This is a genomic window from Streptomyces sp. NPDC001401 (genome assembly GCF_042895385.1).
In the GTDB taxonomy this organism is placed as follows: Bacteria; Actinomycetota; Actinomycetes; order Streptomycetales; family Streptomycetaceae; genus Streptomyces.
Map to the genome: position 1 here is coordinate 261,799 of NZ_JBIAWI010000006.1, position 26,833 is coordinate 288,631.

Annotated in this window: 25 protein-coding genes; 16 read left to right on the forward strand and 9 right to left on the reverse strand. The window is 70.8% G+C overall.

Features of this window, described 5'->3' with window-relative positions:
• The first annotated feature begins 149 nt into the window (after positions 1-149).
• Genes ACFY10_RS22380 through ACFY10_RS22420 form a run of 9 tightly spaced genes read left to right on the forward strand, consistent with a single transcriptional unit; the run spans position 150 to position 10,243 of the window.
• Positions 150-1,223, forward strand: coding sequence for a sugar ABC transporter substrate-binding protein (locus ACFY10_RS22380; protein WP_390666922.1), 1,074 nt, complete (start codon positions 150-152; stop codon positions 1,221-1,223).
• Complete coding sequence (locus ACFY10_RS22385) at positions 1,220-2,737, forward strand: sugar ABC transporter ATP-binding protein (protein WP_390666923.1); 1,518 nt, start codon at positions 1,220-1,222, stop codon at positions 2,735-2,737. Before ACFY10_RS22380 ends, ACFY10_RS22385 begins: the two co-directional genes overlap by 4 nt.
• Positions 2,730-3,758 carry an ABC transporter permease gene (locus ACFY10_RS22390; protein WP_390666924.1) on the forward strand — a complete coding sequence of 343 codons (1,029 nt, stop codon included), beginning with the start codon at positions 2,730-2,732 and terminating at the stop codon, positions 3,756-3,758. Before ACFY10_RS22385 ends, ACFY10_RS22390 begins: the two co-directional genes overlap by 8 nt.
• Positions 3,759-3,794: 36 nt before the next feature.
• Positions 3,795-5,144 carry an L-fuconate dehydratase gene (locus ACFY10_RS22395; RefSeq protein ID WP_390666925.1) on the forward strand — a complete coding sequence of 450 codons (1,350 nt, stop codon included), beginning with the start codon at positions 3,795-3,797 and terminating at the stop codon, positions 5,142-5,144.
• Positions 5,141-5,896 (forward strand): SDR family NAD(P)-dependent oxidoreductase, encoded by a 756-nt coding sequence (locus ACFY10_RS22400; protein WP_390666926.1) that lies wholly within the window; start codon positions 5,141-5,143, stop codon positions 5,894-5,896. Before ACFY10_RS22395 ends, ACFY10_RS22400 begins: the two co-directional genes overlap by 4 nt.
• Positions 5,893-6,885, forward strand: coding sequence for an aldo/keto reductase (locus ACFY10_RS22405; RefSeq protein ID WP_390666927.1), 993 nt, complete (start codon positions 5,893-5,895; stop codon positions 6,883-6,885). Before ACFY10_RS22400 ends, ACFY10_RS22405 begins: the two co-directional genes overlap by 4 nt.
• Positions 6,882-7,196 carry an L-rhamnose mutarotase gene (locus ACFY10_RS22410; protein WP_390666928.1) on the forward strand — a complete coding sequence of 105 codons (315 nt, stop codon included), beginning with the start codon at positions 6,882-6,884 and terminating at the stop codon, positions 7,194-7,196. Before ACFY10_RS22405 ends, ACFY10_RS22410 begins: the two co-directional genes overlap by 4 nt.
• Positions 7,193-8,032, forward strand: a complete 840-nt coding sequence (locus tag ACFY10_RS22415) for an amidohydrolase family protein (protein WP_390666929.1) — start codon at positions 7,193-7,195, stop codon at positions 8,030-8,032. Before ACFY10_RS22410 ends, ACFY10_RS22415 begins: the two co-directional genes overlap by 4 nt.
• A 54-nt stretch (positions 8,033-8,086) precedes the next feature.
• Positions 8,087-10,243, forward strand: coding sequence for a P-loop NTPase fold protein (locus ACFY10_RS22420; protein ID WP_390666930.1), 2,157 nt, complete (start codon positions 8,087-8,089; stop codon positions 10,241-10,243).
• Positions 10,244-10,254: 11 nt separating this feature from the next.
• Here the strand turns inward: ACFY10_RS22420 and ACFY10_RS22425 are convergent, their stop codons facing one another.
• Positions 10,255-11,679, reverse strand: coding sequence for a lipase maturation factor family protein (locus ACFY10_RS22425; protein ID WP_390666931.1), 1,425 nt, complete (start codon positions 11,677-11,679; stop codon positions 10,255-10,257).
• Between the two features lie 152 nt (positions 11,680-11,831).
• On the opposite strand from ACFY10_RS22425, the gene ACFY10_RS22430 reads away from it, so the two are divergent.
• The 3 genes from ACFY10_RS22430 (at position 11,832) to ACFY10_RS22440 (ending at position 16,161) form a co-directional block, all read left to right on the forward strand.
• Positions 11,832-13,073 (forward strand): DUF6777 domain-containing protein, encoded by a 1,242-nt coding sequence (locus tag ACFY10_RS22430; protein ID WP_390666932.1) that lies wholly within the window; start codon positions 11,832-11,834, stop codon positions 13,071-13,073.
• An 81-nt stretch (positions 13,074-13,154) separates the two neighbouring features.
• The gene (locus tag ACFY10_RS22435) at positions 13,155-15,242 is read left to right on the forward strand and encodes a SpoIIE family protein phosphatase (RefSeq protein WP_390666933.1); all 2,088 of its coding nucleotides are present in this window, start codon (positions 13,155-13,157) and stop codon (positions 15,240-15,242) included.
• A 55-nt stretch (positions 15,243-15,297) separates the two neighbouring features.
• On the forward strand, positions 15,298-16,161 hold the full coding sequence (locus ACFY10_RS22440; protein WP_390666934.1) for an Fpg/Nei family DNA glycosylase: 864 nt from the start codon (positions 15,298-15,300) through the stop codon (positions 16,159-16,161).
• Between the two features lie 9 nt (positions 16,162-16,170).
• Here the strand turns inward: ACFY10_RS22440 and ACFY10_RS22445 are convergent, their stop codons facing one another.
• The 4 genes from ACFY10_RS22445 to ACFY10_RS22460 form a co-directional block, all read right to left on the reverse strand.
• Positions 16,171-17,559 carry a serine/threonine-protein kinase gene (locus ACFY10_RS22445; RefSeq protein ID WP_390666935.1) on the reverse strand — a complete coding sequence of 463 codons (1,389 nt, stop codon included), beginning with the start codon at positions 17,557-17,559 and terminating at the stop codon, positions 16,171-16,173.
• Positions 17,560-17,627: 68 nt separating this feature from the next.
• Positions 17,628-18,278, reverse strand: a complete 651-nt coding sequence (locus ACFY10_RS22450; RefSeq protein WP_390666936.1) for a zf-HC2 domain-containing protein — start codon at positions 18,276-18,278, stop codon at positions 17,628-17,630.
• A 152-nt stretch (positions 18,279-18,430) separates the two neighbouring features.
• Positions 18,431-18,946 (reverse strand): hypothetical protein, encoded by a 516-nt coding sequence (locus ACFY10_RS22455; RefSeq protein ID WP_390666937.1) that lies wholly within the window; start codon positions 18,944-18,946, stop codon positions 18,431-18,433.
• A 157-nt stretch (positions 18,947-19,103) separates the two neighbouring features.
• Positions 19,104-19,643, reverse strand: a complete 540-nt coding sequence (locus ACFY10_RS22460; RefSeq protein WP_390666938.1) for a sigma-70 family RNA polymerase sigma factor — start codon at positions 19,641-19,643, stop codon at positions 19,104-19,106.
• Between the two features lie 233 nt (positions 19,644-19,876).
• Here ACFY10_RS22460 and ACFY10_RS22465 point away from each other — a divergent pair, with 233 nt between their 5' ends.
• On the forward strand, positions 19,877-21,037 hold the full coding sequence (locus ACFY10_RS22465; protein WP_390666939.1) for a CapA family protein: 1,161 nt from the start codon (positions 19,877-19,879) through the stop codon (positions 21,035-21,037).
• Position 21,038: 1 nt separating this feature from the next.
• On the opposite strand, the gene ACFY10_RS22470 is transcribed toward ACFY10_RS22465, so the two are convergent.
• Positions 21,039-21,512, reverse strand: a complete 474-nt coding sequence (locus tag ACFY10_RS22470) for a MarR family winged helix-turn-helix transcriptional regulator (protein ID WP_390666940.1) — start codon at positions 21,510-21,512, stop codon at positions 21,039-21,041.
• Between the two features lie 57 nt (positions 21,513-21,569).
• On the opposite strand from ACFY10_RS22470, the gene ACFY10_RS22475 reads away from it, so the two are divergent.
• Complete coding sequence (locus tag ACFY10_RS22475) at positions 21,570-22,385, forward strand: alpha/beta fold hydrolase (protein WP_390666941.1); 816 nt, start codon at positions 21,570-21,572, stop codon at positions 22,383-22,385.
• Here ACFY10_RS22475 and ACFY10_RS22480 read toward each other — a convergent pair.
• Positions 22,382-23,209 carry a hypothetical protein gene (locus ACFY10_RS22480; protein WP_390666942.1) on the reverse strand — a complete coding sequence of 276 codons (828 nt, stop codon included), beginning with the start codon at positions 23,207-23,209 and terminating at the stop codon, positions 22,382-22,384. The two genes, ACFY10_RS22475 and ACFY10_RS22480, sit on opposite strands and share 4 nt — an antisense overlap.
• 179 nt (positions 23,210-23,388) lie before the next feature.
• Between ACFY10_RS22480 and ACFY10_RS22485 the strand changes: the two genes are divergently transcribed.
• Both ACFY10_RS22485 and ACFY10_RS22490 read left to right on the forward strand, forming a co-directional pair.
• Positions 23,389-24,327 carry an alpha/beta hydrolase gene (locus ACFY10_RS22485; RefSeq protein WP_390666943.1) on the forward strand — a complete coding sequence of 313 codons (939 nt, stop codon included), beginning with the start codon at positions 23,389-23,391 and terminating at the stop codon, positions 24,325-24,327.
• Between the two features lie 10 nt (positions 24,328-24,337).
• Positions 24,338-25,048 (forward strand): helix-turn-helix transcriptional regulator, encoded by a 711-nt coding sequence (locus ACFY10_RS22490; protein ID WP_390666944.1) that lies wholly within the window; start codon positions 24,338-24,340, stop codon positions 25,046-25,048.
• 63 nt (positions 25,049-25,111) lie between these two features.
• Here the strand turns inward: ACFY10_RS22490 and ACFY10_RS22495 are convergent, their stop codons facing one another.
• Positions 25,112-25,993 carry a hypothetical protein gene (locus ACFY10_RS22495; protein ID WP_390666945.1) on the reverse strand — a complete coding sequence of 294 codons (882 nt, stop codon included), beginning with the start codon at positions 25,991-25,993 and terminating at the stop codon, positions 25,112-25,114.
• A gap of 233 nt (positions 25,994-26,226) precedes the next feature.
• Positions 26,227-26,805, reverse strand: a complete 579-nt coding sequence (locus ACFY10_RS22500) for a cysteine hydrolase family protein (protein WP_390666946.1) — start codon at positions 26,803-26,805, stop codon at positions 26,227-26,229.
• Between the last annotated feature and the right edge of the window lie 28 nt (positions 26,806-26,833).

Below are 26,833 nucleotides of genomic sequence, written 5' to 3' on the forward strand. Positions count from 1 at the left end.
ACCGGGTGCGCCGCAGTCTAACCGGCAAGGTGGTCGGACCACTATGGCTCGAATCCGTGAAAATCTGCCGCTGGAGGGTGTTGTTCCGGCGGAGTGGTCTGATAAGTATGCGGGCATCTGCTCGAACACGCTCAACGAGGAGCCGCCAGATGCCCGGCAGGACAGTGGGGAAGTGGAACAGGTTTCGAATGATCGGTGTGATGGCCGTGGCCGCGAGCGCCTCGCTCGCACTCGCCGCGTGCGGTAGCACCAAGGACACCGGAGGCTCCGGCAGCGCGGGAGGCGGCGGCACCGGCAAGGTCGGGGTGATCCTGCCCCTGCTGACCTCGCCGTTCTGGCAGTCGTACAACGACTACGTGCCGAAGATGGCGAAGTCCGAAGGCGTCGACGCGCTGAAGACGGTCAACTCCAACAGCGACCCCTCGCAGCAGATCACCGACATCAACAACCAGCTCAACCAGGGCGTCAAGGGCCTGGTCGTCGCCCCGCTGGACAGCGCCGCCATCGAGGCCGGCCTCGACCAGGCCGAGCGCAAGAGCGTGCCGGTCGTCGCGGTCGATGTCGCGCCCGACAAGGGCAAGGTCGCCATGGTCGTACGCGCCGACAACGTCGCGTACGGCACCAAGGCCTGCGACTACCTCGGCCAGCACATCACCAGCGGCAAGGTCGTGCAGATCATGGGCGACCTGGCCTCGGTCAACGGGCGCGACCGCTCCGAGGCCTTCCGCTCCTGCGTGAAGAAGAAGTACCCCAAGCTCAAGGTCCTGGAGATCCCCGCCAAGTGGGAGTCCGACACCGCGGCGTCCAAGCTCGACACCCTGCTCAACGCCAACCCCGACATCAAGGGCATCTACATGCAGGCCGGCGGTGTCTACCTCGCGCCGACCCTGCAGACCCTCAAGGCCAAGGGCCTGCTGAAGAAGGCCGGCACCGCGGGCCACATCACCATCGTCTCCAACGACGGCATCCCGCAGGAGTTCGACGCCATCCGCAAGGGCGAGATCGACGCGACCGTCTCCCAGCCCGCCGACGCCTACGCCAAGTACGGCATGTACTACATCAAGGCGGCGATGGAGGGGAAGACGTTCAAGCCCGGTCCGACCGACCACGACTCGACCATCGTCAAGCTGCCCAGCGGCATCCTCGAGGACCAGCTGCCCGCGCCGCTGGTGACCAAGGACAACGTGGACGACCCCAAGCTGTGGGGGAACACGGTCAAGTGAGTGTCCAGGACAGCCCGTTGGTGCCCCTCGTCGAGGCGCGGGGCATCGTCAAGCGCTACGGCCCCACCACCGCCCTCGCGGACGGCCGGCTCACCGTGCGGGCCGGCGAGTCGCACGCCCTCGTCGGCCGCAACGGCGCCGGCAAGTCGACCCTGGTCCGGATCCTCACCGGCCTGGAGGCGCCCGACGAGGGCGCGGTCCGCTTCGACGGCGAGCCCGCGCCCGCGCTCACCGACCGCGACGCCTGGCGCCGCAAGGTGGCCTGCGTCTACCAACACCCCACGGTCGTCCCGGAGTTGACGGTCGCCGAGAACCTCTTCATCAACCGCCAGCCGCTCTGCCGCGGCTTCATCAGCTGGCGCCGGCTGAAGACCGAGGCGGCCGCGCTCCTGGACACCTGGGACGTGCACGTCGACCCCGAGGCGCGCACCGCCGACCTCAAGGTCGAGGACCGCCAAATGGTGGAGATCGCACGGGCGTTGAGCTTCGGCGCCCGCTTCATCATCCTCGACGAGCCGACCGCCCAGCTCGACAACCGCGAGATCGAGCGGCTCTTCGACCGCATGCGCGGCCTGCAGGACTCGGGCGTCACCTTCCTGTTCATCTCGCACCACCTGCAGGAGGTCTACGAGGTCTGCCAGACCGTCACCGTCCTGCGCGACGCCCGCTGGATCACCACGGCCCCCGTCGCCGACCTGCCGAGGGCGGCGCTGATCGAGGCCATGGCGGGGGAGTCCCTCGAGACGATCGCCGAACAGGCCGTGCAGGAGCAGATCGTCGACGACAGCGCGCCCGTCCTCCTCGACGCCCGCGGGCTCACCTCGGAGGCGTACGAGAACGTCGACCTGACCGTCCGCCGCGGTGAGGTCGTCGGGCTCGCCGGCTCCAGCGCCAGCGGCAAGATCGAGCTGGCGGAGGCTTTCGCGGGCCTGCGTACGCCCACCGCGGGAACCGCCCAACTCGACGGCGAGCGGCTGCAGTTCGGGTCGGTGCAGGCTGCCCTGAAGGCCGGTATCGGCTGCGTCCCGCGTGACCGGCACGAGCAGGGCCTGGTGCGGGGCATGAGCATCGGCGACAACGCCACCATGAGCGTCCTGGACCGGCTCGGCCGCTTCGGCTTCATCGGCACCGACCGCAGGCGCGGCTTCGCCACCGAGCTGATCGACCGCCTCGACATCCACACCGAGGGCCCCGAGCAGCCGGTCTCCGACCTGTCCGGCGGCAACGCGCAGAAGGTCGTCATGGCCCGCGCCCTCGCCTCCGACCCGCGGCTGCTGGTCCTGATCAACCCCACCGCGGGCGTCGACGTGAAGTCCAAGGAGTCACTGCTCGCCCGGGTGGACAGCGCCCGCGAGGACGGCACCGCCGTCCTCGTCGTCTCCGACGAACTCGACGACCTGCGGCGCTGCGACCGCGTCCTCGTCCTCTTCCACGGCCGCGTCGTCGCCGAGCACCCGGCGGGGTGGCGCGACCACGAGCTGATCGCCTCCATCGAAGGAGTTGACCATGGCTGACACCAAGGCGGCGCAGCCGCTCGCACCGCTGAGCGCCCCCGTCGCGCGGTCGGCCAAGACGGTACTGCTGCGCCGGGCCCGCGAACTGGCCCTCGTACCGGCCCTGTTGCTGTTGATGGTGCTGGGCGCGGTGGTCAATGACGCGTTCCTCACCGAGCGCAACCTGATCTCCATCCTCGGCGCCTCCGCCGCACTCGCGATGGTCGTGCTCGCCGAGTCGCTGGTCCTGATCACCGGCAAGTTCGACCTGTCCCTCGAATCGGTCGTCGGCATCGCGCCCGCCGTCGGCGCCCTCCTCGTGCTGCCCTCCGCGCAGTCCGGCTGGGGCACCGAACTCCCGCCCGGACTCGCCCTGTTCGCGATCCTGCTCGTGGGCGGAGCCGTCGGCGCCTTCAACGGCATCCTGGTCGTCAAGTTCAAGCTCAACGCGTTCATCGTGACGCTCGCGATGCTGATCGTCCTGCGCGGACTGCTGGTCGGCGCGACCAAGGGCAAGACCCTGTTCGGCATGCCCGACAGCTTCTACACCCTGGCCACCAGCACCTTCCTGACCGTCCCGATGTCCGTATGGCTGGCGGCAGTTGCCTTCGCCGTCGCCGGACTGATCCTCAAGTACCACCGCATCGGACGCGCCCTGTACGCCATCGGCGGCAACGCGGACGCGGCCCGCGCGGCCGGCATCCGTGTCGAGCGCGTGATGCTCGGCGTGTTCATCGTCGCGGGGGTGCTTGCCTCCGTAGGCGGGATCATGCAGACCGGGTACGTCGGCGCGATCAGCGCCAACCAGGGCCAGAACATGATCTTCACCGTGTTCGCGGCGGCGGTCATCGGCGGCATCAGCCTCGACGGCGGCAAGGGCACCATGTTCGGCGCCCTCACCGGTGTCCTCCTCCTCGGGGTCGTGCAGAACCTGCTCACCCTCGCCCAGGTGCCGTCCTTCTGGATCCAGGCCATCTACGGCGGAATCATCCTGGTCGCCCTCATGATCGCCCGCGTGACGACGGGCCGCGCCCAGGACTGACCCCGCCCCGACCTGTCACCGACCGAAAGGCCCTCCGTGTCCCCGACGCCCGGCACCCCCGTCCGTATCTCCGCGGTCGACACCTACGACATCCGGTTCCCGACCTCGCGCGAGCTCGACGGCTCCGACGCGATGAATCCGGACCCCGACTACTCGGCCGCCTACGTCGTGCTGCGCACCGACGCCGAGGACGAGCAGGAGGGGCACGGCTTCACCTTCACCATCGGGCGGGGCAACGAGGTCCAGGTCGCCGCGATCCACGCGCTGCGCCACCACGTGGTGGGACGGTCCGTCGACGAGGTGTGTGCCGACCCGGGAGCCGTCTACCGGGACCTGATCGGGGACAGCCAACTGCGTTGGCTGGGGCCCGAGAAGGGCGTGATGCACATGGCGATCGGCGCGGTCATCAACGCCGTGTGGGACCTGGCGGCGAAGCGTGCCGACAAGCCCCTGTGGCGGCTGCTCGTCGAGGCCGACCCCGAGTGGCTGGTCGGGCAGATCGACTTCCGCTACTTGACGGACGCGCTCACGCCCGAGGAGGCGCTGGAGATCCTGCGCCGGGGCAGGGAGGGCGCCGAGGAGCGCACGGCCCGGCTGCTGGAGCGCGGCTACCCGGGGTATACGACCTCCGCCGGCTGGCTCGGCTACAGCGACGAGAAGCTCACCCGCCTCGCCGCCCAGGCGGTCGCCGACGGCTTCAAGCAGATCAAGCTGAAGGTGGGCGCGGACCTCGACGACGACGTACGGCGCTGCCGGGTCGCCCGCTCGGTCGTCGGCCCGGACATCCGCATGGCCATCGACGCCAACCAGCGCTGGGACGTCGAGGAGGCGATCCGCTGGACCAAGGCCCTCGCCGAGTTCGACCCGTACTGGATCGAGGAGCCCACCAGCCCCGACGACGTCCTCGGCCACGCGGCCATCCGCACGGCGGTGGCTCCGGTCAAGGTGGCGACCGGGGAGCACGTCCAGAACCGCATCGTCTTCAAGCAGCTGTTGCAGGCCGGCGCTCTCGACGTCCTCCAGATCGACGCGGCCCGGGTCGGCGGCGTCAACGAGAACCTCGCGATCCTGCTGCTCGCGGCCAAGTTCGGGGTGCCGGTCTGCCCGCACGCGGGCGGCGTCGGCCTGTGCGAACTCGTCCAGCACCTGTCGATGTTCGACTACGTGGCGGTCACCGGCACCACCGAGGACCGGGTCATCGAGTACGTCGACCATCTGCACGACCACTTCCTCGACCCGGTGGTGATCCGCGACGGTCACTACACGGCACCGACCGCGCCGGGCTTCTCGGCCGCCATGCGCCCGGAGTCCATCGCGCGGTACACCTTCCCCGGCGGTACCTTCTGGGTCGCCGATCTCGACGAGAAGAAAGGACGGGCGGCATGAACGACTTCGAGGGTCTGAGGGCCCTGGTCACGGGCGGGGCCTCCGGCATCGGGCGGGCGACGGCCGAACTCCTCGCCGCCCGCGGCGCCCAGGTCGCCGTCCTGGACCTCGACCCGACCCAGGTCGACAAGCCGCTGCTGGCCTACCGGGCCGACGTCACCGACGACACATCCGTACGGGAGGCGGTGGCCGCGGCGGTCACCGAGCTCGGCGGCCTCGACATCGTGATCAACAACGCGGGCACCGGTGCCCAGGGCACCGTCGAGGACAACGACGACGCCGAGTGGCACCGCGTCCTCGACGTCAACGTGATCGGCATGGTCCGCGTCGCCCGCGCCGCGCTGCCCCACCTTCGCCGGTCGCAGCACGCGGCGATCGTCAACACCTGCTCCATCGGCGCCACGGCCGGCCTCCCGCAGCGGGCGCTGTACTGCGCGAGCAAGGGCGCGGTGTATTCGCTGACCCTCGCCATGGCCGCCGACCACGTCCGCGAGGGCATCCGCGTCAACTGCGTCAACCCCGGTACGGCGGACACCCCGTGGGTCGGCCGCCTGCTGGACGCGGCCGACGACCCCGTCGCCGAACGCGCCGCGCTGGAGGCCCGCCAGCCCACCGGCCGCCTCGTCAGCGCGGCCGAAGTCGCGGGCGCCATCGCCTACTTGGCGAGCCCGCTGTCCGGCGCCACCACCGGCACCTCACTCGCCGTGGACGGCGGCATGCAGGGCCTGCGCCTCAGGCCGGTGGGCCAGTGAGAGCGAACCGGCTGGGCGGCAGTGACGTCGAGGTCAGCGCACTGGCCTTCGGCGGGGCCGTGATCGGCAACCTCTACACCGAGGTGAGCGAGGAACAGGCGCACGAGGCCGTGGCCGCCGCCTGGCAGCACGGCGTCCGCTACTTCGACACGGCCCCGCACTACGGCCTCGGCCTGTCCGAACGCCGCCTCGGCGCCGCCCTGCGCGAACACCCCCGTACGGCCTACACGATCTCGACCAAGGTCGGCCGCCGCCTGGAGCCGTCCGGCGAGGGCGGCGACGACCTGGCGAACGGCTTCGCCGTGTCCGCCACCCACCGCCGTGTGTGGGACTTCAGCGCCGACGGCGTACGCCGCACCCTCGAGGCCGGCCTGGAACGGCTCGGCCTCGACCGCGTCGACGTCGTCTACCTCCACGACCCTGACGACCATGCCGAACAGGCCTTCCGCGAGGGCTACCCGGCGCTGGAGAAGCTGCGCTCGGAGGGAGTCGTGGGCGCCATCGGCGCGGGCATGAACCAGGCCGAGATGCTCACCCGTTTCGTCCGCGACACCGACGTCGACGTCGTCCTGTGCGCCGGCCGCTACACGCTCCTGGACCAGCGGGCGCTCACCGAACTGCTGCCCGCGGCGCAGGAACGCGGCACGTCGGTGGTCATCGGCGGTGCCTTCAACTCCGGTCTGCTGGCGGATCCGAAGCCGGGAGCGACGTACAACTATGCAGCTGCACCAACGGAGTTGCTGGATCGTGCGCTGCATCTGAAGGCGGTCGCCGACCGGCACGGCACCACGCTGCGCGCCGCCGCCCTCGCCTTCTGCGCCGCGCATCCGGCGGTCGCCAGCGTGCTCGTAGGGGCCCGTTCGGCGGCGGAAGTCCGCGACTGCGCCGAGCAGTTCGCCGCCGACGTACCCGCCGCCTTCTGGCAGACGCTGCGCGAGGAAGACCTCCTGCCGCCCGACGCCCCCGTACCCGCCGAGGAACCGTCATGAGAGTCGCCCTGCACACCAAGGTCCGCGCGGACCGCATCGCCGAGTACGAGGCCGCCCACCGCGAGGTCCCGAAGGAGCTGACGGACGCGATCCGCGCGGCCGGCGCCGGCTCCTGGACGATCTGGCGCAGCGGCACCGACCTCTTCCACGTCCTGGAGTGCGAGGACTACGCCCGCCTCCTCGCCGAACTGGAGAAACTCCCCGTCAACATCGCCTGGCAGGCCCGCATGGCGGAGCTGCTGGACGTCGTGCACGACTACTCCGACGAGGGCGCGGCCGCGGGCCTGCCCGTGGTCTGGGAGCTGCCATGACGGTGGACGCCCACCACCACGTGTGGGACCTGTCGGTACGGGACCAGGACTGGATCAAGGGCCCCGAACTCAGCCCGCTCCGCCGGGACTTCACTGTCGCGGACCTCGAACCCCAGGCTCGGGCAACGGGCGTGGACCGCACGATCCTGGTCCAGACGAACACCGTGCCGGAGGAGACCCCGGAGTTCCTGGCCCTCGCCGCCGCCCACGACCTGATCGCGGGTGTCGTCGGCTGGACCGACCTCACCCGGCCGGACATCACCGACGAACTCGCCCGCCTGCGCGAACTCCCCGGCGGCCACTACCTGAAGGGCATCCGCCACCAGGTCCAGGGCGAGCCGGACCCCGAGTGGCTGCTCCGCCCGGACGCACAACGAGGCCTCGCCGCGGTGGCCGAAGCGGGCCTGGTGTACGACCTGGTCGTCCTCCCGCACCAGTTGCCGTCCTGCACCAAGGCGGCAGCCGGCCTCCCCCAACTCACCTTCGTCCTCGACCACTTGGGCAAACCGCCCATCGCCTCCGGCGCCCTGAAACCCTGGGCGACCGACCTCCACGCCCTCGCCGCCCTGCCCAACACCGTCGCCAAACTCTCCGGCCTGGTCACCGAGGCGGACGTGAGCTCCTGGACCGTCGACGACCTTCGCCCCTACGCGGACACGGCCATGGAGGCCTTCGGTCCGGACCGCCTGATGTTCGGCTCGGACTGGCCGGTGTGCACGTTGGGGGCGTCGTACGGTGAAGTGATCGCCGCGGCGGGGGAGTTGTCCGGTGGGCTGAGTGGAGCCGAACGCACCGAGGTCTTCAAAGGTACGGCCACGCGGGTTTACGATCTTTGATCCGTGGGCTGCCGAAATCGGGAACCCGGAAAGAGCCGAACCGCCGGGGGAGCCGTGGCCGCGCAGCAGCAGTCGTACGGCGCTGCAGGGAACGAGCGGCCGGAGGCTGCACGACGGTTCTCCCTCCTCAGTGACGAGCCCTTGGACGATGCTGCCTCCGACCTGCTGGGCGCGCAGCGCGCCGCCGGTCAGCTCGCCGGGCTTCTTCTGACATCCCGGCCCTCCACCCCGTTCACCCTGGCCGTCGACGCCGGCTGGGGCATGGGAAAGAGCAGCCTCATGCGCCTGGTCGAGGCGGAACTCCGTGCCGCCGGCGCCGTCGAGACCGTGTGGTACAACGCGTGGACATCCACAGGTGCGGACGCCCTCGAGGGTCTGATCAAGTCCGTGCTGCTGCGGCTGGACCGCCGTGTCCTGCGCCGTTCGCTGGCGCGGATGTCGGAGCGGCGAGCGCTCGTACGGGTAGTGCGCTCCGTCCTGTTGCTGCTCGCAGGGCCGCTGGGGGTGGCCGGTCTGGTCGACGAGCTCTGGCGCAGCATGAGCGTCGACTCGGCGGCTCGCAACGAGATGCGGGACGCCATCCGCGAGTTGACCGAGGAGTGGGCGCAGACTGCCGGAGAGGTGGACTCCCGGCGGATGATCGTCGTCTTCATCGACGACCTCGACCGGTGCTCGGAGGAGACCGTGCTCGCGGTCTGCGAGGCGGTGAAGGTCTATCTGGACGTACCGTGGCTGGCGTTCGTCATCGGCTGCGACCGGTCGGCGCTGGGGCCGAACGGCCTGCTGCGGGATCTGTCGCCGGCCGGCTCGGCGTTCATGGAGAAGATTTTCCAGACCAGTTACCGGATTCCGGCAGCCGACTCGGACGGCATCAAGGAGTACATCCGCAGCTGTGCCGGGCAGGCCGGCATTGCCGGCGATCTGGACGAGGAACTCATCGGGTTGCTCGCCGAGCGGTCGAGCCGCAATCCCCGCCGTATCAAGCGACTCATCAACGGGCTCGTGCTGGAAGCGACGCTCAATCCGACGTGGGAGTCGTTCGGATACGGCGCGATGGTCAGGACGTTGCTGCTCCAGTACTTCTACGGTGACTTCTACCGGATGATGACCGGCACCCTCGGTGGGGTTGAACTGCATGCGGTGGAGGAGTTCCGAGAGTACGCACAAGTGAGGCTCGACTTGCGCGGCCCGATGCCCGAGTCGCTACCGGAGAGGGTGCGGCGATACCTCGTACGGAACGGTATCGCGGTCGACCCGGCTCGCTGGCTGTCGGCCCTGGAGACGGTGGAGAGCCGACTGCCGGCCGCCTTCCCCGAGCTGGCCGCGGACCCGGCGTTCACCGCCCTGATCGACGATTTCATGGCTCAGCCCAACGCCGAAGAACTGGTCGAGCGGCTTCGTGAGGGTGTTCCCGTACTGCTGGCGGGTGGCGAGGAGATCGAGGCACCGCACCCGCCGGCGGGCGGCGTTCCCCTGATCTCCGAGCGCATCGATCTCGTGTTCATCGGCGTCCCTGCCTCGGGCAAGACCACGCTGATGGCGCACATGGTGAACGCATTGCAGAGCGGCGCCAGCAGACGGGGCTACATCCTGCAGCCGGCCGACCCGGACGACGAGCGCTGGGGCCGGGATGTACGCAACCTCGCCGTACATGCGGCGTTTCCTCCGGCAACCCGCGCAACGACACGTCAGTCCATGCTCCTGAAGGCCGGGCGTACAGAGCGCCTCCTCACGATCGTCGACGTCACCGAATTGCCCCGCACCGGGCAGCACGCGTCGGGCCTGAGCCAATGGGTCAGCGGCAGGACTGCCACCACCGTGGTGCTGGTGCTGGACCCTGTCCGCCTTGTCGCGAGGGAGCGTCAGGCCGACTCGCTCCCGGGGGACGTCGTTCCGCCCGACCAGACCGAGTTCTTCCGGAGTTGGGCGGACCCGGCGCGGTCCACTGGCGTTTCCCTGCACGAGGTGAGGCTCGCCGTGGTCCTGAGCAAGGCCGACCGGCTCGTCGGTCCCGACCAGCTGGCCGAGAACTTCAACAGGGGCAGCTGGGTGAGGAACTGGGCCGTCGAGGAGCTGGGTCTCGAAAGTCTCATCTCATTCGTGGAGCTTGAGTTCAGGCAGGTCGAGTACTTCTTCACCTCCGCCGTCACCCCCGACGCGGGCGGGGTCCATTCCGGAGTCGTCGCCCTCACGGACTGGTGCATCGGATAGGCGATGCCGGTTCATGACCTCTGCACCACCCCCGCCAACCGAGTAGGCGGCAGATACTCCCGCACATAGGTCCGCTCCCAGCACGCCCCCGTCTCCCGCAGCTCCCGCCAGCTCGTGTACTGGTAGCGGAAGAGGCGGGCCCGGATGTAGCGGGGCGGGGCGTCGGGCGGGAACGGGGAGCGGCGCAGCAGGCGCAGGGTGTCGCGGTCGTTCTCCAGGAGGCGTTCCACCAGGGCGCCGAACCAGGCGCCGGCGTACGAGGGCGAGAGCGCGGCGAACCACATCAGCCAGTCCAGGCGCAGGTGGTAGGGCGCGAACTGGCGTGGCCAGTGCCGTGGATCGCCCGGCTTGCCCTTGAACTCGTACTCCCGCCAGTCCGAGTCCTCGTGCGGTACGGCGTCGTCGGTGCCCTCGACGACCACCTCGTACCGGATCCGGCTGACGCTGCCGAACGCGCCGTAGGTGTTCACCAGGTGGAGGGGGTCGAAGGAGCGGTTCATGATCTGGCGGCGGGAGATCATGTTCGCGACCGGGTGGTAGCTGAGCCCGAGGAGCAGCGCGGCGACCGCGAGGACCACGGCCTCGTACCAGAGCGGGGCGCCCGGCACGGAGGACGGTGGGCCGGCCGGGAACTTCAGGGCGCAGACGGCGAGGACGATGGTGATCCAGTTCAGCCAGGCGAAGTTGCCCGACAGCACCAGCCACAGCTGGGTGACGATCATCAGCGACGCGGCGGCCGTGGCGACCGGCTGGGGGGTGAACAACAGCACGGGCACGACGAGTTGGGTGACATGGTTGGCAGCCGCCTCGACCCGGTGCAGGGGCCGGGGAAGGTGGTGGAAGAACCAGCTCAGGGGACCCGGCATCGGCTGTGTCTCATGGTGGTAGTACAGACAGGTCAGCTTCCGCCAGCACGCGTCGCCGCGCATCTTGATCAGGCCCGCGCCGAACTCCACCCGGAACAGGATCCAGCGCAGCAGGAAGAGGACCACGATCGGCGGGGCCACCTCGTCGTTGCCGAGGAAGACGGCCAGGAAACCCACCTCCAGCAGCAGCGACTCCCAGCCGAAGGCGTACCAGGTCTGGCCGACGTTGACGATCGAGAGGTAGAGGATCCAGGGAGCCAGCCACAGCAACATCCCTGCCCAGAGGGGAAGTTGGGAGTCGACTCCGGCGATCAGTGCAGCCGAGACCGCGCAGCCCGTCCAGGCGCAGGCCGCGAAGAAGCGGTCCGAGTAGTGGAGTTGGAACAGGCTGGGAGCCTGTCTGAAGCGCACCCGGCCGACGAAGCGCGGGATAGGAAGCATGCCCCGCTCGCCGATCAGCGCACGGAACTGCAGGGCTGCCGTCAGGAACGCCACGAGGTACAGGCCGGCCAGAGCCCGCTGGAAGACCAGCCGGCTCCACCAGTACTCGGGTGCGATGAACCAGTCCACGGCCGTGTGCCTCTCGCTCCATTGTCGCGCCGACCCTATGTCACTCTCCGTATGTCCATCCTCCGCTTGCGTAACCCAAGTGAGTGACGCAGACAATAGTGATGAATTGCCTTCAGTGAGGTGAATTGCCTTCAGTGAGGCGGGAGGAAGAGGTGCGGACAGTCACCGGAACCTTCGCCACGGCCTGCGCGCTCGCGGTGGCGCTCCTCGCCGCCGGCTGCGGCGGCAGCGGCGGCCAGGACACGAAGTCGAGTGGAGAGGTCTTCCTCCAGCCCGTTGCGGCGCAGGGACCGGACCCCTTCACGCCCTCCACGGCCGTTTCGACCGCCACCCCGTCCCGCGTCACACCCCTGCCGCAGCCGGACCGGTCGGCATCGACGGGGGCAGCGCAGGCGGTGCGGTCGATTTCGGGCTCCATGCCCGGCCTCTACGGCGGCACACAGCGCGTCGGCAGCTGCGACGTCGACCGGCAGATCGACTACCTGACCTCGGACCGGGCCAAGGCCCGCGCCTTCGCCGGAGTCGAGGGCATCTCCCCGGCGTCCGTCCCCGACTATCTGCATGCTCTCGCCCCGGTCGTGCTGCGCGCCGACACCCGGGTCACCAACCACGGGTTCCGCGGCGGCCGGGCCACCGGCTTCCAGTCCGTGCTCCAGGCCGGCACCGCCGTCCTCGTCGACAACCGGGGCGTGCCCCGGGTGCGTTGCGCCTGCGGCAACCCCCTGAACCCGGCCGTGGCGACACAAGGCAGCCTGCGCCTCAACGGCCGCCCCTGGTCCGGCTACCGGCCTGCCCAGGTGGTCGTGGTGACACCGGCACCCCAGGTGATCACCAACATCACGATCATCAACATCGTCGACAACACCTGGATCGAGCGGCACATCGGCCATGGCGTCCACCACGACCACATCGTGCCCCCACCGGTGCTGACGACGCCCCCGCCGAGCCCGGACCACAGTTCTCCGAGCTCGGGCCCGAGCACCGGCCCGAGCAGGAGCACCGGCACCCCGTCCCCGGGCGACACGAGCCCCTCCCCGTCCGGGTCGGCCACCGACTGCGCAACCCCGACCCCCGCGCCCACACCGACCCCGACGGTGACCGTCACGCCCGGCGCCACCGACGACGTGCCGACCGGGGAGCCGTCCGCCGCGCCCACCGGCTGTCCGTCGACGACGGCCACGGCCGTACCCCCGACGTCCAAGCCCGGCTCCAGCACGCCCGGCCGGGAGACGACCGTGCCCGGATCGCCCCGCACCTCCCCGGGCGCCACGGACGAGATCGGCCCGGAGACCGTGCCGGACACCCCAGCCCCGCCCGACAGCAGCGGACCTGTCCCCGACGACACCACGAGCCGCAGCATCCTCGACAGCCCCACCCGCGTTTTCGACGGCTGAGCACCGATGGCGACCGGAGAGCCGGGAATTCCTCCCCGCATCCCGGTCGAAGAATCGGGTGAATCCTGGCAAGGTGGGCCCATGGTTGATCGGGGCGTGAGCGCCCTGTCTCTCCCGGACGACTGGCCCGCCCACCCGGATCCGATCCTGGCGCTCAACCGCATGGGCAGCTTCGACTGGGACCTGGACACCGGTCTGTTCCACATGGACGCCCAGGCCCACGAGGTCTTCGACCTGCGCCCCGACGAATACGACGACCACCCCGAGACGCTCGCCGTCCGGGTGCCCAGGGCCGAGGCCTACCGGCTCGACGGCCTGGTCGCCCAGGCCATGAAGGACGGCAGCGAGAACTACGGCGCCTACTTCCGCATCCGCCGCCGCGACGGCACCCTGCGCTGGACCCACACGCAGGGCTACATCCGGCGCGACGAGACGGGCCGCCCGCGCCGGATCATCGGCATCGTCCGGGACGCGACCGAGGAGCTCCGCGAGAGCCAGGACGGCCGCGCGGAGGACGCCGAGGACGCGGCGCGGCGCGAGCAGACCAACGTCGTCCAGCTCACCACGGCCGCCCTCGCGCACGCCCGCACCGTCCAGGACGTCATCGACGTCCTCAAGGACACCCACGGCCTCACCCACCTCGGCGCCACCAGCCTGGTCGTGGGCCTGGTCGAGGCCGGCCGCATCCGGCTGATCGCCGAGGGCCCCGCGGGCAGCTTCGTCCCCGGCACCGACATCACCCGCATCGACGAGCCCTACCCGATGAGCGAGGTCGTACGGACGCTCACGCCGCGCTTCATCGAGTCGCCGGAGGAGTTCGCCGAGGGCTACCCCGTGCTGTGGCCGCACCTCACCGGCCTGAGCATCACGGCGGCCGCCTATCTGCCGCTGATCGTCCAGGCCCGGCCGATCGGCGCCATGGGCCTGCTCTACAGCGACCGGCGCGGCTTCTCGCCCGAGGAGCGCAACGTCCTGCTCGCCCTCGGCAGCAGCATCGCGCAGAGCATGCAGCGGGCCATGTTCTACGAGCAGGAGAAGGACCTCGCCACCGGCCTCCAGCAGGCGATGCTGCCGCGCACCATCCCCAGCGTCCGCGGCGCCGACGTCGCCGTCCGCTACCGCTCCGGTTCCACCGCGGGCTCCCTGGGCCGCGACATCGGAGGCGACTGGTACGACCTGATCCCGCTGCCCGGCGGCCGGGTCGGCGCCGTCATCGGGGACGTCCAGGGCCATGACACGCACGCGGCGGCCGTCATGGGCCAACTGCGCATCGTGCTGCGCGCCTACGCCGCCGAGGGCCACACCCCCGCCACCGTGATGGCCCGCGCCTCCGTCTTCCTCCACGAACTCGACACCGACCGCTTCGCGACCTGCCTGTACGCGGAGGCCGACCTGGCCACCGGGGTGGTCCAGGTGGTCCGGGCCGGTCATATCGACCCGCTGATCCGGGGCGCCGACGGCAGCTGCCGCCGTATCTCCCTGCCGGGCGGACTGCCGCTGGGCCTGTCCGCCGAGTTCGGGAGCCTCGAATACCCCGTCGGCACCCTCGAACTCGACCCCGGCAACACCCTCCTGCTGTGCACCGACGGGCTGGTCGAACAGCCCGGCGCCGACCTCGACGACGGCATGCGGACCCTCACCGCCCTCATCACCGGCGGCCCGGACGACGTACGGGACCTCGCTGACTGCCTCATCGACGTGGCCGAGGAACGCGGCGGCGACGACGACGTGGCCCTGCTCCTGCTGCGCCGCCGCGGCCTGGACACCCCGCAGTCCGGCGGCCGGCTCCAGCAGCACGTGGCACCCGGCGACCCCGAGGCCCTCACCGACGCCCGGCACATGATCCGGGCCGCGGTCCGCGCCTGGGGCGCTCGCGACCGAGCCGACGAGATCGAGCTGGTCGCCGACGAAATGATCACCAACGCGCTGATGCACACCGAGGGATCCGCGATCGTCACCCTCCGGGTCCTCGGCGGCAGCGACCGCCGCCTGCGCGTCGAGGTCGAGGACTCCTCCAGCGCCCTGCCGCGCCGCCGCGAGGCGGGGGAGTCGGGCGTCTCCGGGCGAGGCCTGCTCCTGGTCGACCTGCTGACGGACGTGTGGGGCGTGGAGGCGCGGGGCGGCGGCAAGTGCGTGTGGTGCGAGTTCGTGGTCCCGGACCCCGACTGACCCGCTGCGGCCGAACCCACCTGGCACTGTCGGTGCCGGGTGGCACTCTGGACCTATGCCGGAACTCCCCGAGGTCGAAGCGCTCAAGGACTTCCTCACCGAGCACCTGGTCGGTCACGAGATCGTGCGGGTGCTGCCCGTCGCCATCAGCGTCCTGAAGACGTACGACCCTCCGCTCACCGCCGTCGAGGGCCGCGAGGTCACCGCCGTGCACCGGCACGGCAAGTTCCTCGACCTCGAGACGGACGGCGGCCCGCACTTCGTCACCCACCTGGCCCGCGCGGGCTGGCTGCACTGGAAGGACAGGCTCCCGGACGGCCCGCCCCGCCCCGGCAAGGGCCCCCTCGCCCTGCGCGTGGCCCTGGAGACGGGCGAGGGCTTCGACCTCACCGAGGCGGGCACCCAAAAACGCCTCGCCGTCTACGTCGTCCACGACCCCCAGGAGATCCCGGGCGTCGCCCGCCTCGGCCCCGACCCCCTGGCCGACGACTTCGACGAACGCCGCTTCACCGACCTCCTCAGACCCGAGCGCCGCCGGCTCAAAGGCGCCCTGCGCGACCAGAGCCTGATCGCCGGCGTGGGCAACGCGTACAGCGACGAGATCCTGCACGCGGCGAAGCTGTCCCCCTTCAAACTGGCCGCGAGCCTCACCCCCGAGGACACCGCCCGCCTCTACCAGGCGCTGCGCACCACGCTCACCGAGGCGGTCGAGCGCTCCCGCGGCGTGGCGGCCGGCCGTCTGAAGGCGGAGAAGAAGAGCGGCCTGCGCGTCCACGGCCGCACCGGCGAGCCCTGCCCGGTGTGCGGCGACACCATCCGCGAGGTCTCCTTCAGCGACTCCTCGCTCCAGTACTGCCCGACCTGCCAGACGGGCGGCAAACCGCTCGCGGACCGGAGGATGTCGCGGCTGCTGAAGTAGCCGCGCGACTCAGCCGCCGCCCCCCTTCTCGTCCTTGCCGTGCCTGCCCTTCCCGCCGTGCCGTTCGTCGTCTCCGCGGCCCTTCGCCGGAGCCGGACCGGCGGGCGGGATGGCGGCGGACGGCGTGGCGTTGGCGGCGGTGCTCGCGGGCCCGTCGGTGACGGCCGTCGGAGTCCGAGTCGGCGAGACGGGCGACGCCGGGCTCTCACCGGCCGAGTCCAGCGCGGCCCCGAGTGCGGTGGCTCCGGCGAACAGAGCGACGGCCACACCCCCGAGCACGGCCTTCGACACCTGCCTACGGCGCTTGCCGGGGCGGGAATGCGTTGCGGGGGCGCGGGATTGACGGGGCGGCGGCGGGGCGGTGGCCGGCGTGGGGGCGCAGGCTGTGATATTTCGTCCGGCGACGGGCGGCGTCCGGTCCCGCGCGCCCTGCCCGTCGGCTGTTTCCCACGTGCTCTGCCGGTCGGCTGCCGAAGTGCCCGACGGTCCGGCCACCTCCTGCGCACCTGGCCAGGCCGCCTCCTCCTGAGTGCCCTGCCGGTCCGCAGCCCGCTGTCTGTCCCGCCGGCCGATTGCTGCCTCCGTGCCCAACCGCGCCGCCGTCTCCTCCGTGCTCGGCCGCTGCTCGGGTTCCTTGGCCAGCAGCCGTAGTACGTAGTCGGAGAGCGGGCGGGGTATGGCGGGGTTGAGGAGGTCGGGTGGCGGCGGGGTGGCGGCGACGTGCTGCCGTACCACGTCGAGCGAGGTTGCGCCCCTGAACGGCGGCCGCCCGGTGAGCAGTTCGTACAGCACGCAGCCGAGCGAGTAGACGTCCGAGGCGGGCTGCGCGGTCCGGCCCAGGGCCCGCTCGGGAGCCAGGTAGTCGGCGGTGCCGAGGATCTTTCCGGTGGCGGTCGCGGTGGCGGCGGTGTCGTCGGTGAAGCGGGCGATGCCGAAGTCCGTGATCTTCACGGTGCGGCCGGTGGTCAGCATGATGTTGGCAGGCTTGATGTCCCGGTGGATCACGCCCTGGCGGTGCGCGGCGGACAGCCCCGCGGCCACCTGCGCGGCGATGGCGGACGCCTCCTGCGGTTCCACGGTCCCGCGCAGCGACCGCTCCTGGGCCAGGGTCCAGCCGTCCAGGAGTTCCATCACCAGATGGAGCCGGCCGTGGTCGGAGCCGAAGTCGTACACGCTCACCACGTGCGGATGGTTGAGGCGGGCCGTGGTCTGTGCCTCCGTGCGGAACCGCTCGATGTCGGTGGTGTCTTCCGCCTTCAGCAGCTTGACCGCCACCGGGCGGCCCAGGACCTGGTCGGTCGCGCGCCACACCTCGCCCATGGCGCCGCTGCCCAGCATTTCCTCCAGCTGATAGCGGTCCGCCAGCAGCACGTGCACACCCATCCCGGATTCCGACATCACCACTGGCTACAGCGCAGCGTCGGACGGGGGTGTCACAGCGGGCGGTGAGCGTTGCGGCGGTTGCGCTAGCGGGACTGGAGCGTCACCAGATGCTCCCCGTCCGCCGTGCGGAGCTCGTAGCGGGCGATCTCGCCTGTGTGCATGGCCGAGCTGCCCTGCATGGTGATCGGGCGGGCGTCGTGGCTGGGCACGGTCCAGCTGGTCACGGTCTGCTCGGAGCCGTCCCGGCCGATGGCGATCAGGCGGCAGGAGCGCGGGCCCGCGCCATCCTTCACCTCGAGCTTCACCTCGCTGCCCGAGTAGTCGTCGGCCGTCGTCACCCGCGCCCAGACGCCCGACTTCGCATCGGTTGCGGTGATCCGTACGGCGTTGTCGCCGCCGGAGGCGGCCATCATGATTCCGGGTCCGGCCGCGGCGACCGCCACCGAGGCGGCCACGGCGTACAGGAAGCGCCGCCGGCCGGCCCGGTGCCGGGTCGCCACCACGCCGAGCAGCCGGTCGAGCAGCTGCGGGCCGGGCCTGGTCATGGGGCTCACGAACCGTGGCGTCGCCCGGCGGTACAGCATCATCTGCCGGGTGATGGGCCCGAATTCGGTCACGTGAGCGGCGCAGCGTGCGCACTCCATGAGGTGGTCCTCGAAGCGGAAGGCGTCCGCCTCGTCCAGCACGCCGAGCGCGTACGCGGCGACGTCGCGATGCCTCTCCTGGGACCTCATGCCGAATCCTCGTGCCGTTGGGTGCGGGTGGGGTTACTCCTTGCTCCCACCGGTACGCACCAGACAGTCGAATCACTCAAGGCGTTCAGAGAATCGCGAACCTTGGGGTTCGGAGCCGCCGGGCCCGAGGATTGGTCCGGATCGAAACGAGTCTAAAAAAGGTGGATGGCGAGGTGGCCCAGGGGCAGGCCCAGTTGCCACGCCTTCGTCCACACCTTCGGACCCTCGTCCTCGCCGACCACCGCGGCACCGCCCGGCACCGCGTTCAGATCGGGCGCGAGGAGCTCGGTCTCCTCCAGCCAGCGCCAGGCCGCCCGGGCCAGTTCCAAGTCGGGAGCGGGGCCGCCGGATTCGACCGCCTCGGCGGCCAGCCTCGCCATCCGCTCGCGCACCCAGTCCTGCCACGGCTGGTCGTACGCCGTCAGCGACAGCCAGGTCTCCAGCTGGGAGACCACCCGGATACCCGGGAGTTCGCCGTCCGTGTCCGAGAGGAAGACGGTCAGCGCCAGGGCGTCGCGCCCGGCACGGAACTCGAAGGACGTCGGCGGCATCAGGTCGCCCGTCCGCAGCAGCTCGTCGGCGATGTACTCGGCATACAGCCAGGCCATGGGGACGACCAACTCACCGCCGTCGGTGCCGTCCGTGCTCTCTTGACCTCTGTGCAGCATCCCTTCCTGCCTTCCTCCGGTGCGTGCGCGTCGCCCGACTCCGGGCCCCGGTTTCGGGGCCCCGAGCCCCCAGTCCGGAACACGGATGAGGACAGCTGATTGCTCAACCGGGGTCCTCAGCAAGGCGCTTTACGGAGGTTTGACTCAGCCGTCGGTTTCACCGCAGGTCGGCCGCATATCCGGGAAGCACCCGTCGCAGGGCGCGCAGCGCGTAGTACGCGCGGGACTTCACCGTACCGGGCGGGATTCCGAGGATTTCGGCGGCTTCCGCCACACTCGCCCCCTGGAAATACACGAGCACCAGGACTTCACGGTGCTCCGGAGTGAGTGTCTTCACAGCCTCGCGGACGTCGAGGGCGGCGGCGGCCCGCTCGGCGTGGTCGCCGATCACCCGCGCGTTCTCCAGGACCGCGTCCCCGACCTCGGCCGGCCGCGCCTGCCGGGCCCGCCGCGCGTCGATGGCGAGCCGCCGTCCCACGGTCATCAGCCACGGCCGTACGGAGTCGAAGTCGTCGGCGCGCAGCGCCTCGGGATGCTGCCAGGCGCGTACGAGGGTCTCCTGTACGAGGTCCTCGGCGCGCTGCCGGTCGCCGTCGCTGAGCCGGAGCAGGAGCGCAAAGAGGGGGCGGCCGTGCTCGCGCTGCAGCGCGGCGAGCTCGTGCTCGGCGGCGTTCGTGAGGGTGGTTCCGGCCGTCATGGCCGTATGGCATCGCAGGGTGCCCTTTCGGGACAGGGCCCGTACCGGGATCTGCGGCGGACGGTCGATCGCGTCGACGAACGGTACGACGAACGGTCCCGCACCTCCCGCGAGCGGTCCCGGGCGCCCGTTCGCGGGCACCGGACGGGCTAATCGGGGTGGCGGGGTTGTTTGGGGGCGCACTCAGGTTCGTACCTATTTATGCGTAAATGTGACAACAGTGGGGTGAGCTGATGATTGCACGGAGACGACAGGTTGCCCTGGCGCTCATGGCCGTTCTGACCGCGGGCGCGGCCTGCCTGGCCCAGCATCAGCAGGCGTCCACCCGCGGCGGACACCCGGGAGCCCCGGCTCCGTCCGCGGCCCGTGCGTTCACGCTGGTCGCCGCCGGTGACATCATCCCGCACAGCTCGATCATCGACCGTGCCCGCTTCGACGGCGGCGGCGCCGGCTACGACTTCCGGCCGATGTTCTCCGGCATCAACCCCGTCGTCTCCCGCGCCGATCTGGCGCTGTGTCACATGGACACGGTCTACGGGGCGAACGGCAACTACACCGGCCGCCCCCTCTTCAAGTCCCCGCCCGAGATCGCCCAGGGCCTGGCCGCCACCGGTTACGACGCCTGCTCCACCGCCTCCGACCACAGCCTCGACGACGGCGCCGACGGCATCCGCCGAACCCTCGACGCCCTCGACGGCGTGGGCGTACGGCACGCCGGTTCGGCGCGCACCGAGGCCGAGGCGCGCACCGTCACCCTCCTGCGCGCGGGCCCCGCCAAGGTCGCCCACCTCGCCTACACCTTCGACACCAACGGCGTCCCGCTGCCCCAGGGCGAGCCGTGGGCCGTCAGTCTCCTGAACGAGAACAGGATCATCGAGGACGCCCGGGCGGCCCGGCGGGCCGGCGCCGACGTGGTCGTCGTCTCCTTGCACTGGGGCACCGAATGGCAGGACGCGCCCGACCAGCAGCAGCTCGCCCTGGCCCAGCAGCTCACGGCCTCCCGCACCGGCGGCCGCCCCGACGTCGACCTCATCCTCGGCACCCGCGCCCACGTCCCGCAGGCGTACGAGAAGGTCAACGGCACCTGGGTGGTCTACGGCCTGGGCGACCAGATCGCCGGCGAGATGGACAACCGCGAGGGCGCCCAGGACCCGCGCGGCAACGAGTCCAGCATCGCCCGCTTCACCTTCGCCCAACCGGCCCGGCCGGGCAGCCGCTGGCAAGTGACCAGGGCCGAGTTCATCCCCCAGCTGTTCGACGTCGACGCCGGCCGTGCGGTCAATCTCAACCAGGTGCTCAAGCAGGGCGCCGAGGTGCAGGGCGTGCGCGACCGCATCCGGGACGTCGTCCTCAGCCGGGGTGCGGCGAAGGACGGGCTGGTGATGGGGGAGTAGGTCAGTCCGCGTCCACGTGGTCGAAGGTCCGCAGCATCTCCTTCAGCACGCGTACGCACGCCTGGAGTTCGGCCTCGGTCAGATCGCCGCCGACCTGCCGGTTCAGGGCGTGCTCGCGCACGAGGATCGCGGTGATGACGGCCGTGCCCTCGTCCGTGATCCGAATCAGTGAGGACCGCTGGTGTGCGGGGTTGGGCGTGGCCTCCGCCCAGCCCCGCTCCATCGCGTCGTTGACCATGCGCTGCACGAACTGCCGGGTCAGCGTCATGACCCGGCCCATCTGAGGCACCGTCATGGGCCCGTACCTGTGCAGCAGAACCAGGACGGAGCGCACGCCGACGGACACCCCCTCGACCTCTTCGCCCTGTTCGAGTTTGCGCAGGCCGCGCCGGTAGAGCGCGCCGATCAGGTCGAACACCTCGCTGATGCGGTGGCCGAGATCGTCGGGTGGCAGCGGTGCGTCGATGTCGTTCACCCGGCCATCATGACACCTCGGTTGCCAAAGTCGCCTGAAGATGACACCTTGGTTGTCATGACAGTTGATTCGGAACTGAGCTGCTTCCCGTCCTCCGACGGTGACCTCGCCTACCTCGACACCGGCTCCGGTGATCTCGTGGTCCTCCTCCACTCCGGGTACGTCGACCACCGCGTCTGGAACGACCAGATACCGGCCCTCGCCGCCGAGTACCGAGTGATCGCCCCGGACGTACGCGGCCACGGATCCTCCGCCAACGCCACCAAGCCGTTCCGCTGGGCCGACGACCTCGCCGCGCTGCTGCGCCACCTCGACGCGGGCCCCGCGGTCCTCGTCGGTCTGTCGATGGGCGGCGTGATCGCCACCGACACGGTGCTGGAGTACCCGGAGCTCGTGCGCGCGGTGGTCACCTGCGGCGCCGCGACCGGGGACTTCCAGTACACGGACGACTGGACCCGGGAGATCCGGGCCGAGTACGCCCGCACCCTGGGCGCCGGTGACCTCGAGGGCTGGCTCGATGTGTTCGTGCGTGTCGTGCCCGGCCCCTACCGCAGCGCCGACGACGTCGACCCGGACATCTCGCGCCGGTTGCGGGAGATGGCCTTCAACTCGATGTCGAAGCACACGCCCGACGAGAAGGACTGGCACGAGCGCGTGAGCGACTCCTGGTCCCGCCTGCCGAAGATCGACGTCCCGGTGCTCACCGTCAACGGCACCCTGGAGCCCCCCGAGATGCTCGACGCGGCCGAACGCCTCGCCCGCGCCGTCCCCGACGGGCGTGCACAGATCGTCGAAGACACCGCCCACTACCCGAACCTGGAGAAGCCGGAGGTCTTCAACAGGATCCTGCTGGACTTCCTCCGCACCCTCTAGGAGGGGCTCGCAGACGCGGACGCAGACGCAGGCGGGTAACTCGGGTGCAGCGAAGGGGAAAGCGGAGCCAGCCCCTTGCACAGCGAGGCCGGGAAATCCGGCTGCCTGCGCTGCACGTCCCGGCAGCCACCGGCCACCCCTTCGACGACCGGCACCCAGCCGGACTTCCCGGCCCGGAAGAACCAGCGGTCACCGAGCCGGGACGAGCAGCCGGGCGCCGACGCGTCGCCGCAGGCCGGTCCGGTCCGCCAGGAGAAGTCCAGCACCAGCCACTTGCCGTCGCACTCCTGCGAGTCCCGGTAGGTATGCTCGGGCGCGTCCACCGCCATCAGCGCCTGGTCGTAGGAGGCGTCCGTACAGCCGGTCGCCGGCGGCGTGCAGCCCAGCTTCCCGCACAGCCGCAACGCGGGCGGCTCGGCCCCCTCGGCGGTGAACTGCACATAGTTGTCGACGACCACCTTCCGGCTGCCCAAGGGGGCGGGCAGCCGGACCCGCGCCGTGGCCGACCTCTCCTTGGTGCAGCCGGAACGCCGGTCCCCGGACGGCGAGTAGAAGCTGATCTGGACCCGCACGAGGTCCTTCTGCACGGGGTCGGTGAGCACCGCCTTGAACGCCCGCACACACGGGTGCGCACCACTGGGCACCTGCGCGTCGAGCAGCAGCGTACGGCCGCCGTCGGCGAGGCGGGCCCCTGTGACCTCCGAGGGCTCCGCAATGGTCCACGGGATCGGCCCGGCCGTCGACGGCGACGCTCCCCGATCGGCCACCTGCGTCCCGCACCCGCCGAGCAGCAGCACGGCCACGGCACACAGCACAGCGGCCACAGCCGCTCCCCGCCTGCCGCGCCCTGTGCCTGCACGCCTTCTGTCTGATCGCATCCGCGCTCAATCCCCCCGTATCGCACCGGTGTTGACCGGGCCGACGCAGAACTCTAATGCCGTGACGCAGCTCACTGGAAAACGGTGACACGACGTTGTCGCGGACAGCTGCGACCGTCGACGTCATGACGATCACAGACGAGGACTGCCTCGCCGAGACCCTGGCATTCAACCAGCAGTTCGAGGCCACCGCCGCAAGCCGCCCGACCCGCGGGCAGGCGCCGGACGCAACCGTGCTGGCGCTCCTGCGGCGCAACCGGCTCGGCGGCCACACACCACCGGTGAGACTGCCGCAGGGCCAGGACCGCGTCGTTGCAGGCGGGGTCGGAGTCCGGGCGTTCGTGCCGGACCACGTCGACGGCGTATACCTGCATCTGCACGGGGGCGGCTGGGCGTTCGGCTCTGCGGGCGGGCAGGACGAGAAGCTGTGGCGGCTTGCCGTACAGGCACGGCTGGCCGTGGTGAGCGTGGAGTACCGCCTGGCACCGGAACACCCGTTCCCCGCCGGACCCGACGACTGCGAAGCGGCCGCCCGATGGCTGGTGGAGCATGCCGCGGCCGAGTTCGGCACCCGGCGGCTGCTGATCGGCGGCGAGTCAGCCGGCGCCCACCTGAGCGTTGTCACCCTGCTGCGCCTGCGCGACCGGCACCACATCACCGGCGCGTTCCGGGCGGCCCATCTGCTCTTCGGCCCGTACGACCTGTCGATGACACCGAGCCAGCGGTCGTTCGGCCCCAAGCGGCTGCTGAGCAACACCGACTCGCTGCGGGGCAGTTATGAGCTGTTCACACCGGGTCTGGGGGCGGAGCAGCGGCGCGACCCGGAGATCTCGCCGCTCTTCGCCGACCTGACCGGCCTGCCACCCGCCCGGATCGTCGTCGGTACCGAGGATCCGCTGCTGGACGACTCCCTGTTTCTGGCCCAGCGGTGGCGGGCGACGGGTGTGCCCGTGCAACTCGGCGTCGTCGCCGGCGCGATGCACGGATTCACCCTGTTCCCGCTGACCATCACCGAGCGGGAACAGGGGCGCGAGCGGGAGTTCCTGTCCACGGCGGGACGGTAGCGTCGGCCTCATGAACCGCACTGCCCGGCTGTATGCGCTGGTGGAAGAGTTGCGCGCGGGTGCGCCGCGACCGCTGACCGTCGCGGCGCTCGCCGCACGGTTCGAGGTCAGCACCCGCACCGTGCAGCGTGACCTGCAGGCGCTGATGGAGTCGGGCGTCCCGGTGCGCACCACCCCTGGGCGCGGCGGGGGCTGGACGATCGACCCGGCGACGACGCTGCCCCCGATGCACTTCACCGCCGACGAAGCCTGGGCGTTGGCCGCCGCGCTGACCGCGGCCGACGCCTCCACCCCCTATGCCGGGGCGGCCCGCACGGCGTACCAGAAGATCGTGGCCTCGATGACCGGTCCCGCCTCGGCGGCGGCCCGGGAGCTCGCCGCACGGATTGTCGCGCTGCCGAGGCCGATCGACTCCGCGGTCCGCGCCGCAGTGGAACAGGCCCTCACCGACAACAGGGTGCTGCGGCTGTCCTACGTCGACGCGGCAGGACGCGAGAGCGACCGCGAAGTGGAACCCGCCGGGCTGCTCACCGCCGACGGCCGGTGGTACCTCATCGCCTGGTGCCGCACACGGCAGGCCGGCCGGGGCTTCCGGCTGGACCGGATCGCAGCAGCAGCTCCCACCGGTGACCAGGCCAACCCCCACGACCTGGCCCAACTGCTGCACGGCTCGGCCGCCGCCGACGCGGTGCGGCCTGCTGCGCCGGCCTCACTGCTCTAGCGGCCGGCGAGCTGCGACCCTGTGTACCGCGGTCGCCACCTGGCCGCTGAAGCGAGACGTTGTTCAACTGCCGCGCAATGCCGTCCGGACCGACTGTGCCCAGGCCCGCTGGAGGGGCCACAGGGCGGCGGTGAGAAGCAGCGCGAGCAGCAAGAAGCCGAGGACGCTCCTGATGTGGAACGGCAGGGCCGTGTAGGTACCCAGCCAGCCGATCAGCAGCAGCTTCACCGCGTTGAAGACCAGGCGGACGCCGAGATCGCGCGAGCGCGAGGGGAAGGCGTAGGTGTAGTCCGGCAGGTGGAACAGTGCGGCCAGGACCGCCAGCGTGAGGGCCTGCCGCCACCCGGGGCCCGAGGCGAGCCCGACACCGTCCACGAAGGCCGCGGACAGGGTCAGGATGCCGAGACAGACGAGGTATCCCGCGACCCGGTAGCGCGAGCCGCCCATCAGCCGGCCCGGCGCCACCCGCAAGTGCGGAGGCGCGACGCTCAGGCCGACGACGGCGTAAGTCGTGGCGTATGCGAGCAGCACGGAACCGATGCCGGCGATACGCAGCGGGAGACCCACCGCCGTGCAGATGCCCAGGCCCAGCCAGAAGAGCAGCACCTCCAGCACGAGGAGAAGCAGTGCCATGTGGCAGCCCAGGGACACTCTCAGCCCGCCCGCCCACTCGTACGCCCGGTTGAGCTGCTCGTCGGACTTGCCGGTGGCGTCCGCCCGTATCTCGTCCATCCGGCGGGTGAACTCCGCCATCTCCTGCTCGGTCCTCGCTTCCTGGCGATGGCGCCAGGCCTCGGAGATGGGTTGCACCATCCGGTGAGGCACTGCCTGACTCAGGAGCACGGCCACGGCGACGGTCAGCAGCTGCATCGGCGCGGAGCCGTGTATGCGGAATCCCTTCCAGGTCCGACCCGCGACCCAGATCCCCACGGCGGACACAGCCACCCACAACACCCGCCGGCCCGCACCTTCACCCTCGCCCCGCATCTTGGGCCTCGTTCCGCCGCCCTCCCCGGCCAATCGTGGCCCGACTGCCGGGCGCCCGGAACCCCTTGAGCGCATCCGACGCACGTGGAGGGGAGGCAGTGCCCCTTTTCAAGTGACCCCGGCTCAGCAGGGACTGAGCGAGGCACGGGCCGCTTACAGACCTCCGGGCCGTCCGTGCGCAGCCCGTCCTGTCAGGCCAGCTGCTTTGCGGAGGCGACGACGACTCCGTACGCGTCGGCGATGGCCGCCAGTGCGCTGCGGTGCAGTTCGGCTGCGGACACGTCCACGATCGACCGGGTGGCGCACGTGTCCGCAGGGACGGTGGGCTTGTTGCCGCGCAGGGCCGCGGACGCCGCCGTGTACGCGACGCACATGTGGGTCATGAACCCGGCGACGATCACGGTCTCGTTGCCGGCCTCGTCCACGAGCCTGCCGAGGTCGGTTCCGTGGAAGGCGTCCGGGGCCTGCTTGACGACCACGGGCTCGCCCGCTGCCGGCGCCACACTGGGGTGGATCCGGCCGATCTCCGTGCGGATGTCGTAGGGCGAGCCCTCGCCGCCGTCGTGCTGGACGTGGATGACCACGGCTCCGGCCTCGCGGGCACGGGAGAGCAGGTCCGACGCGGCTTCCAGGGCGGGCTTCCAGCCGTCGAGCTCCATCACACCGCGGGTGTAGGTGTTCTGGTAGTCGACGAGGATGAGCGTCGAGGACGCGAGGGCTGCGGGGGTGTGGTCGGCACCGCCGAGTTCGCGCAGCGTCTTGCTTGCCACAGGTCTTCTCCAGGGTTCTGCCGGGGAC

Bases quoted from the DNA above. Each gene is read 5' to 3' on its own strand.
- ACFY10_RS22380 (WP_390666922.1), top strand. From the start codon at position 150: ATGCCCGGCAGGACAGTGGGGAAGTGGAACAGGTTTCGAATGATCGGT.
- ACFY10_RS22390 (WP_390666924.1), top strand. From the start codon at position 2,730: ATGGCTGACACCAAGGCGGCGCAGCCGCTCGCACCGCTGAGCGCCCCC.
- ACFY10_RS22400 (WP_390666926.1), top strand. From the start codon at position 5,141: ATGAACGACTTCGAGGGTCTGAGGGCCCTGGTCACGGGCGGGGCCTCC.
- ACFY10_RS22410 (WP_390666928.1), top strand. From the start codon at position 6,882: ATGAGAGTCGCCCTGCACACCAAGGTCCGCGCGGACCGCATCGCCGAG.
- ACFY10_RS22415 (WP_390666929.1), top strand. From the start codon at position 7,193: ATGACGGTGGACGCCCACCACCACGTGTGGGACCTGTCGGTACGGGAC.
- ACFY10_RS22435 (WP_390666933.1), top strand. From the start codon at position 13,155: ATGGTTGATCGGGGCGTGAGCGCCCTGTCTCTCCCGGACGACTGGCCC.
- ACFY10_RS22440 (WP_390666934.1), top strand. From the start codon at position 15,298: ATGCCGGAACTCCCCGAGGTCGAAGCGCTCAAGGACTTCCTCACCGAG.
- ACFY10_RS22445 (WP_390666935.1), bottom strand. From the start codon at position 17,559: ATGTCGGAATCCGGGATGGGTGTGCACGTGCTGCTGGCGGACCGCTAT.
- ACFY10_RS22450 (WP_390666936.1), bottom strand. From the start codon at position 18,278: ATGAGGTCCCAGGAGAGGCATCGCGACGTCGCCGCGTACGCGCTCGGC.
- ACFY10_RS22455 (WP_390666937.1), bottom strand. From the start codon at position 18,946: ATGCTGCACAGAGGTCAAGAGAGCACGGACGGCACCGACGGCGGTGAG.
- ACFY10_RS22460 (WP_390666938.1), bottom strand. From the start codon at position 19,643: ATGACGGCCGGAACCACCCTCACGAACGCCGCCGAGCACGAGCTCGCC.
- ACFY10_RS22465 (WP_390666939.1), top strand. From the start codon at position 19,877: ATGATTGCACGGAGACGACAGGTTGCCCTGGCGCTCATGGCCGTTCTG.
- ACFY10_RS22475 (WP_390666941.1), top strand. From the start codon at position 21,570: ATGACAGTTGATTCGGAACTGAGCTGCTTCCCGTCCTCCGACGGTGAC.
- ACFY10_RS22485 (WP_390666943.1), top strand. From the start codon at position 23,389: ATGACGATCACAGACGAGGACTGCCTCGCCGAGACCCTGGCATTCAAC.
- ACFY10_RS22490 (WP_390666944.1), top strand. From the start codon at position 24,338: ATGAACCGCACTGCCCGGCTGTATGCGCTGGTGGAAGAGTTGCGCGCG.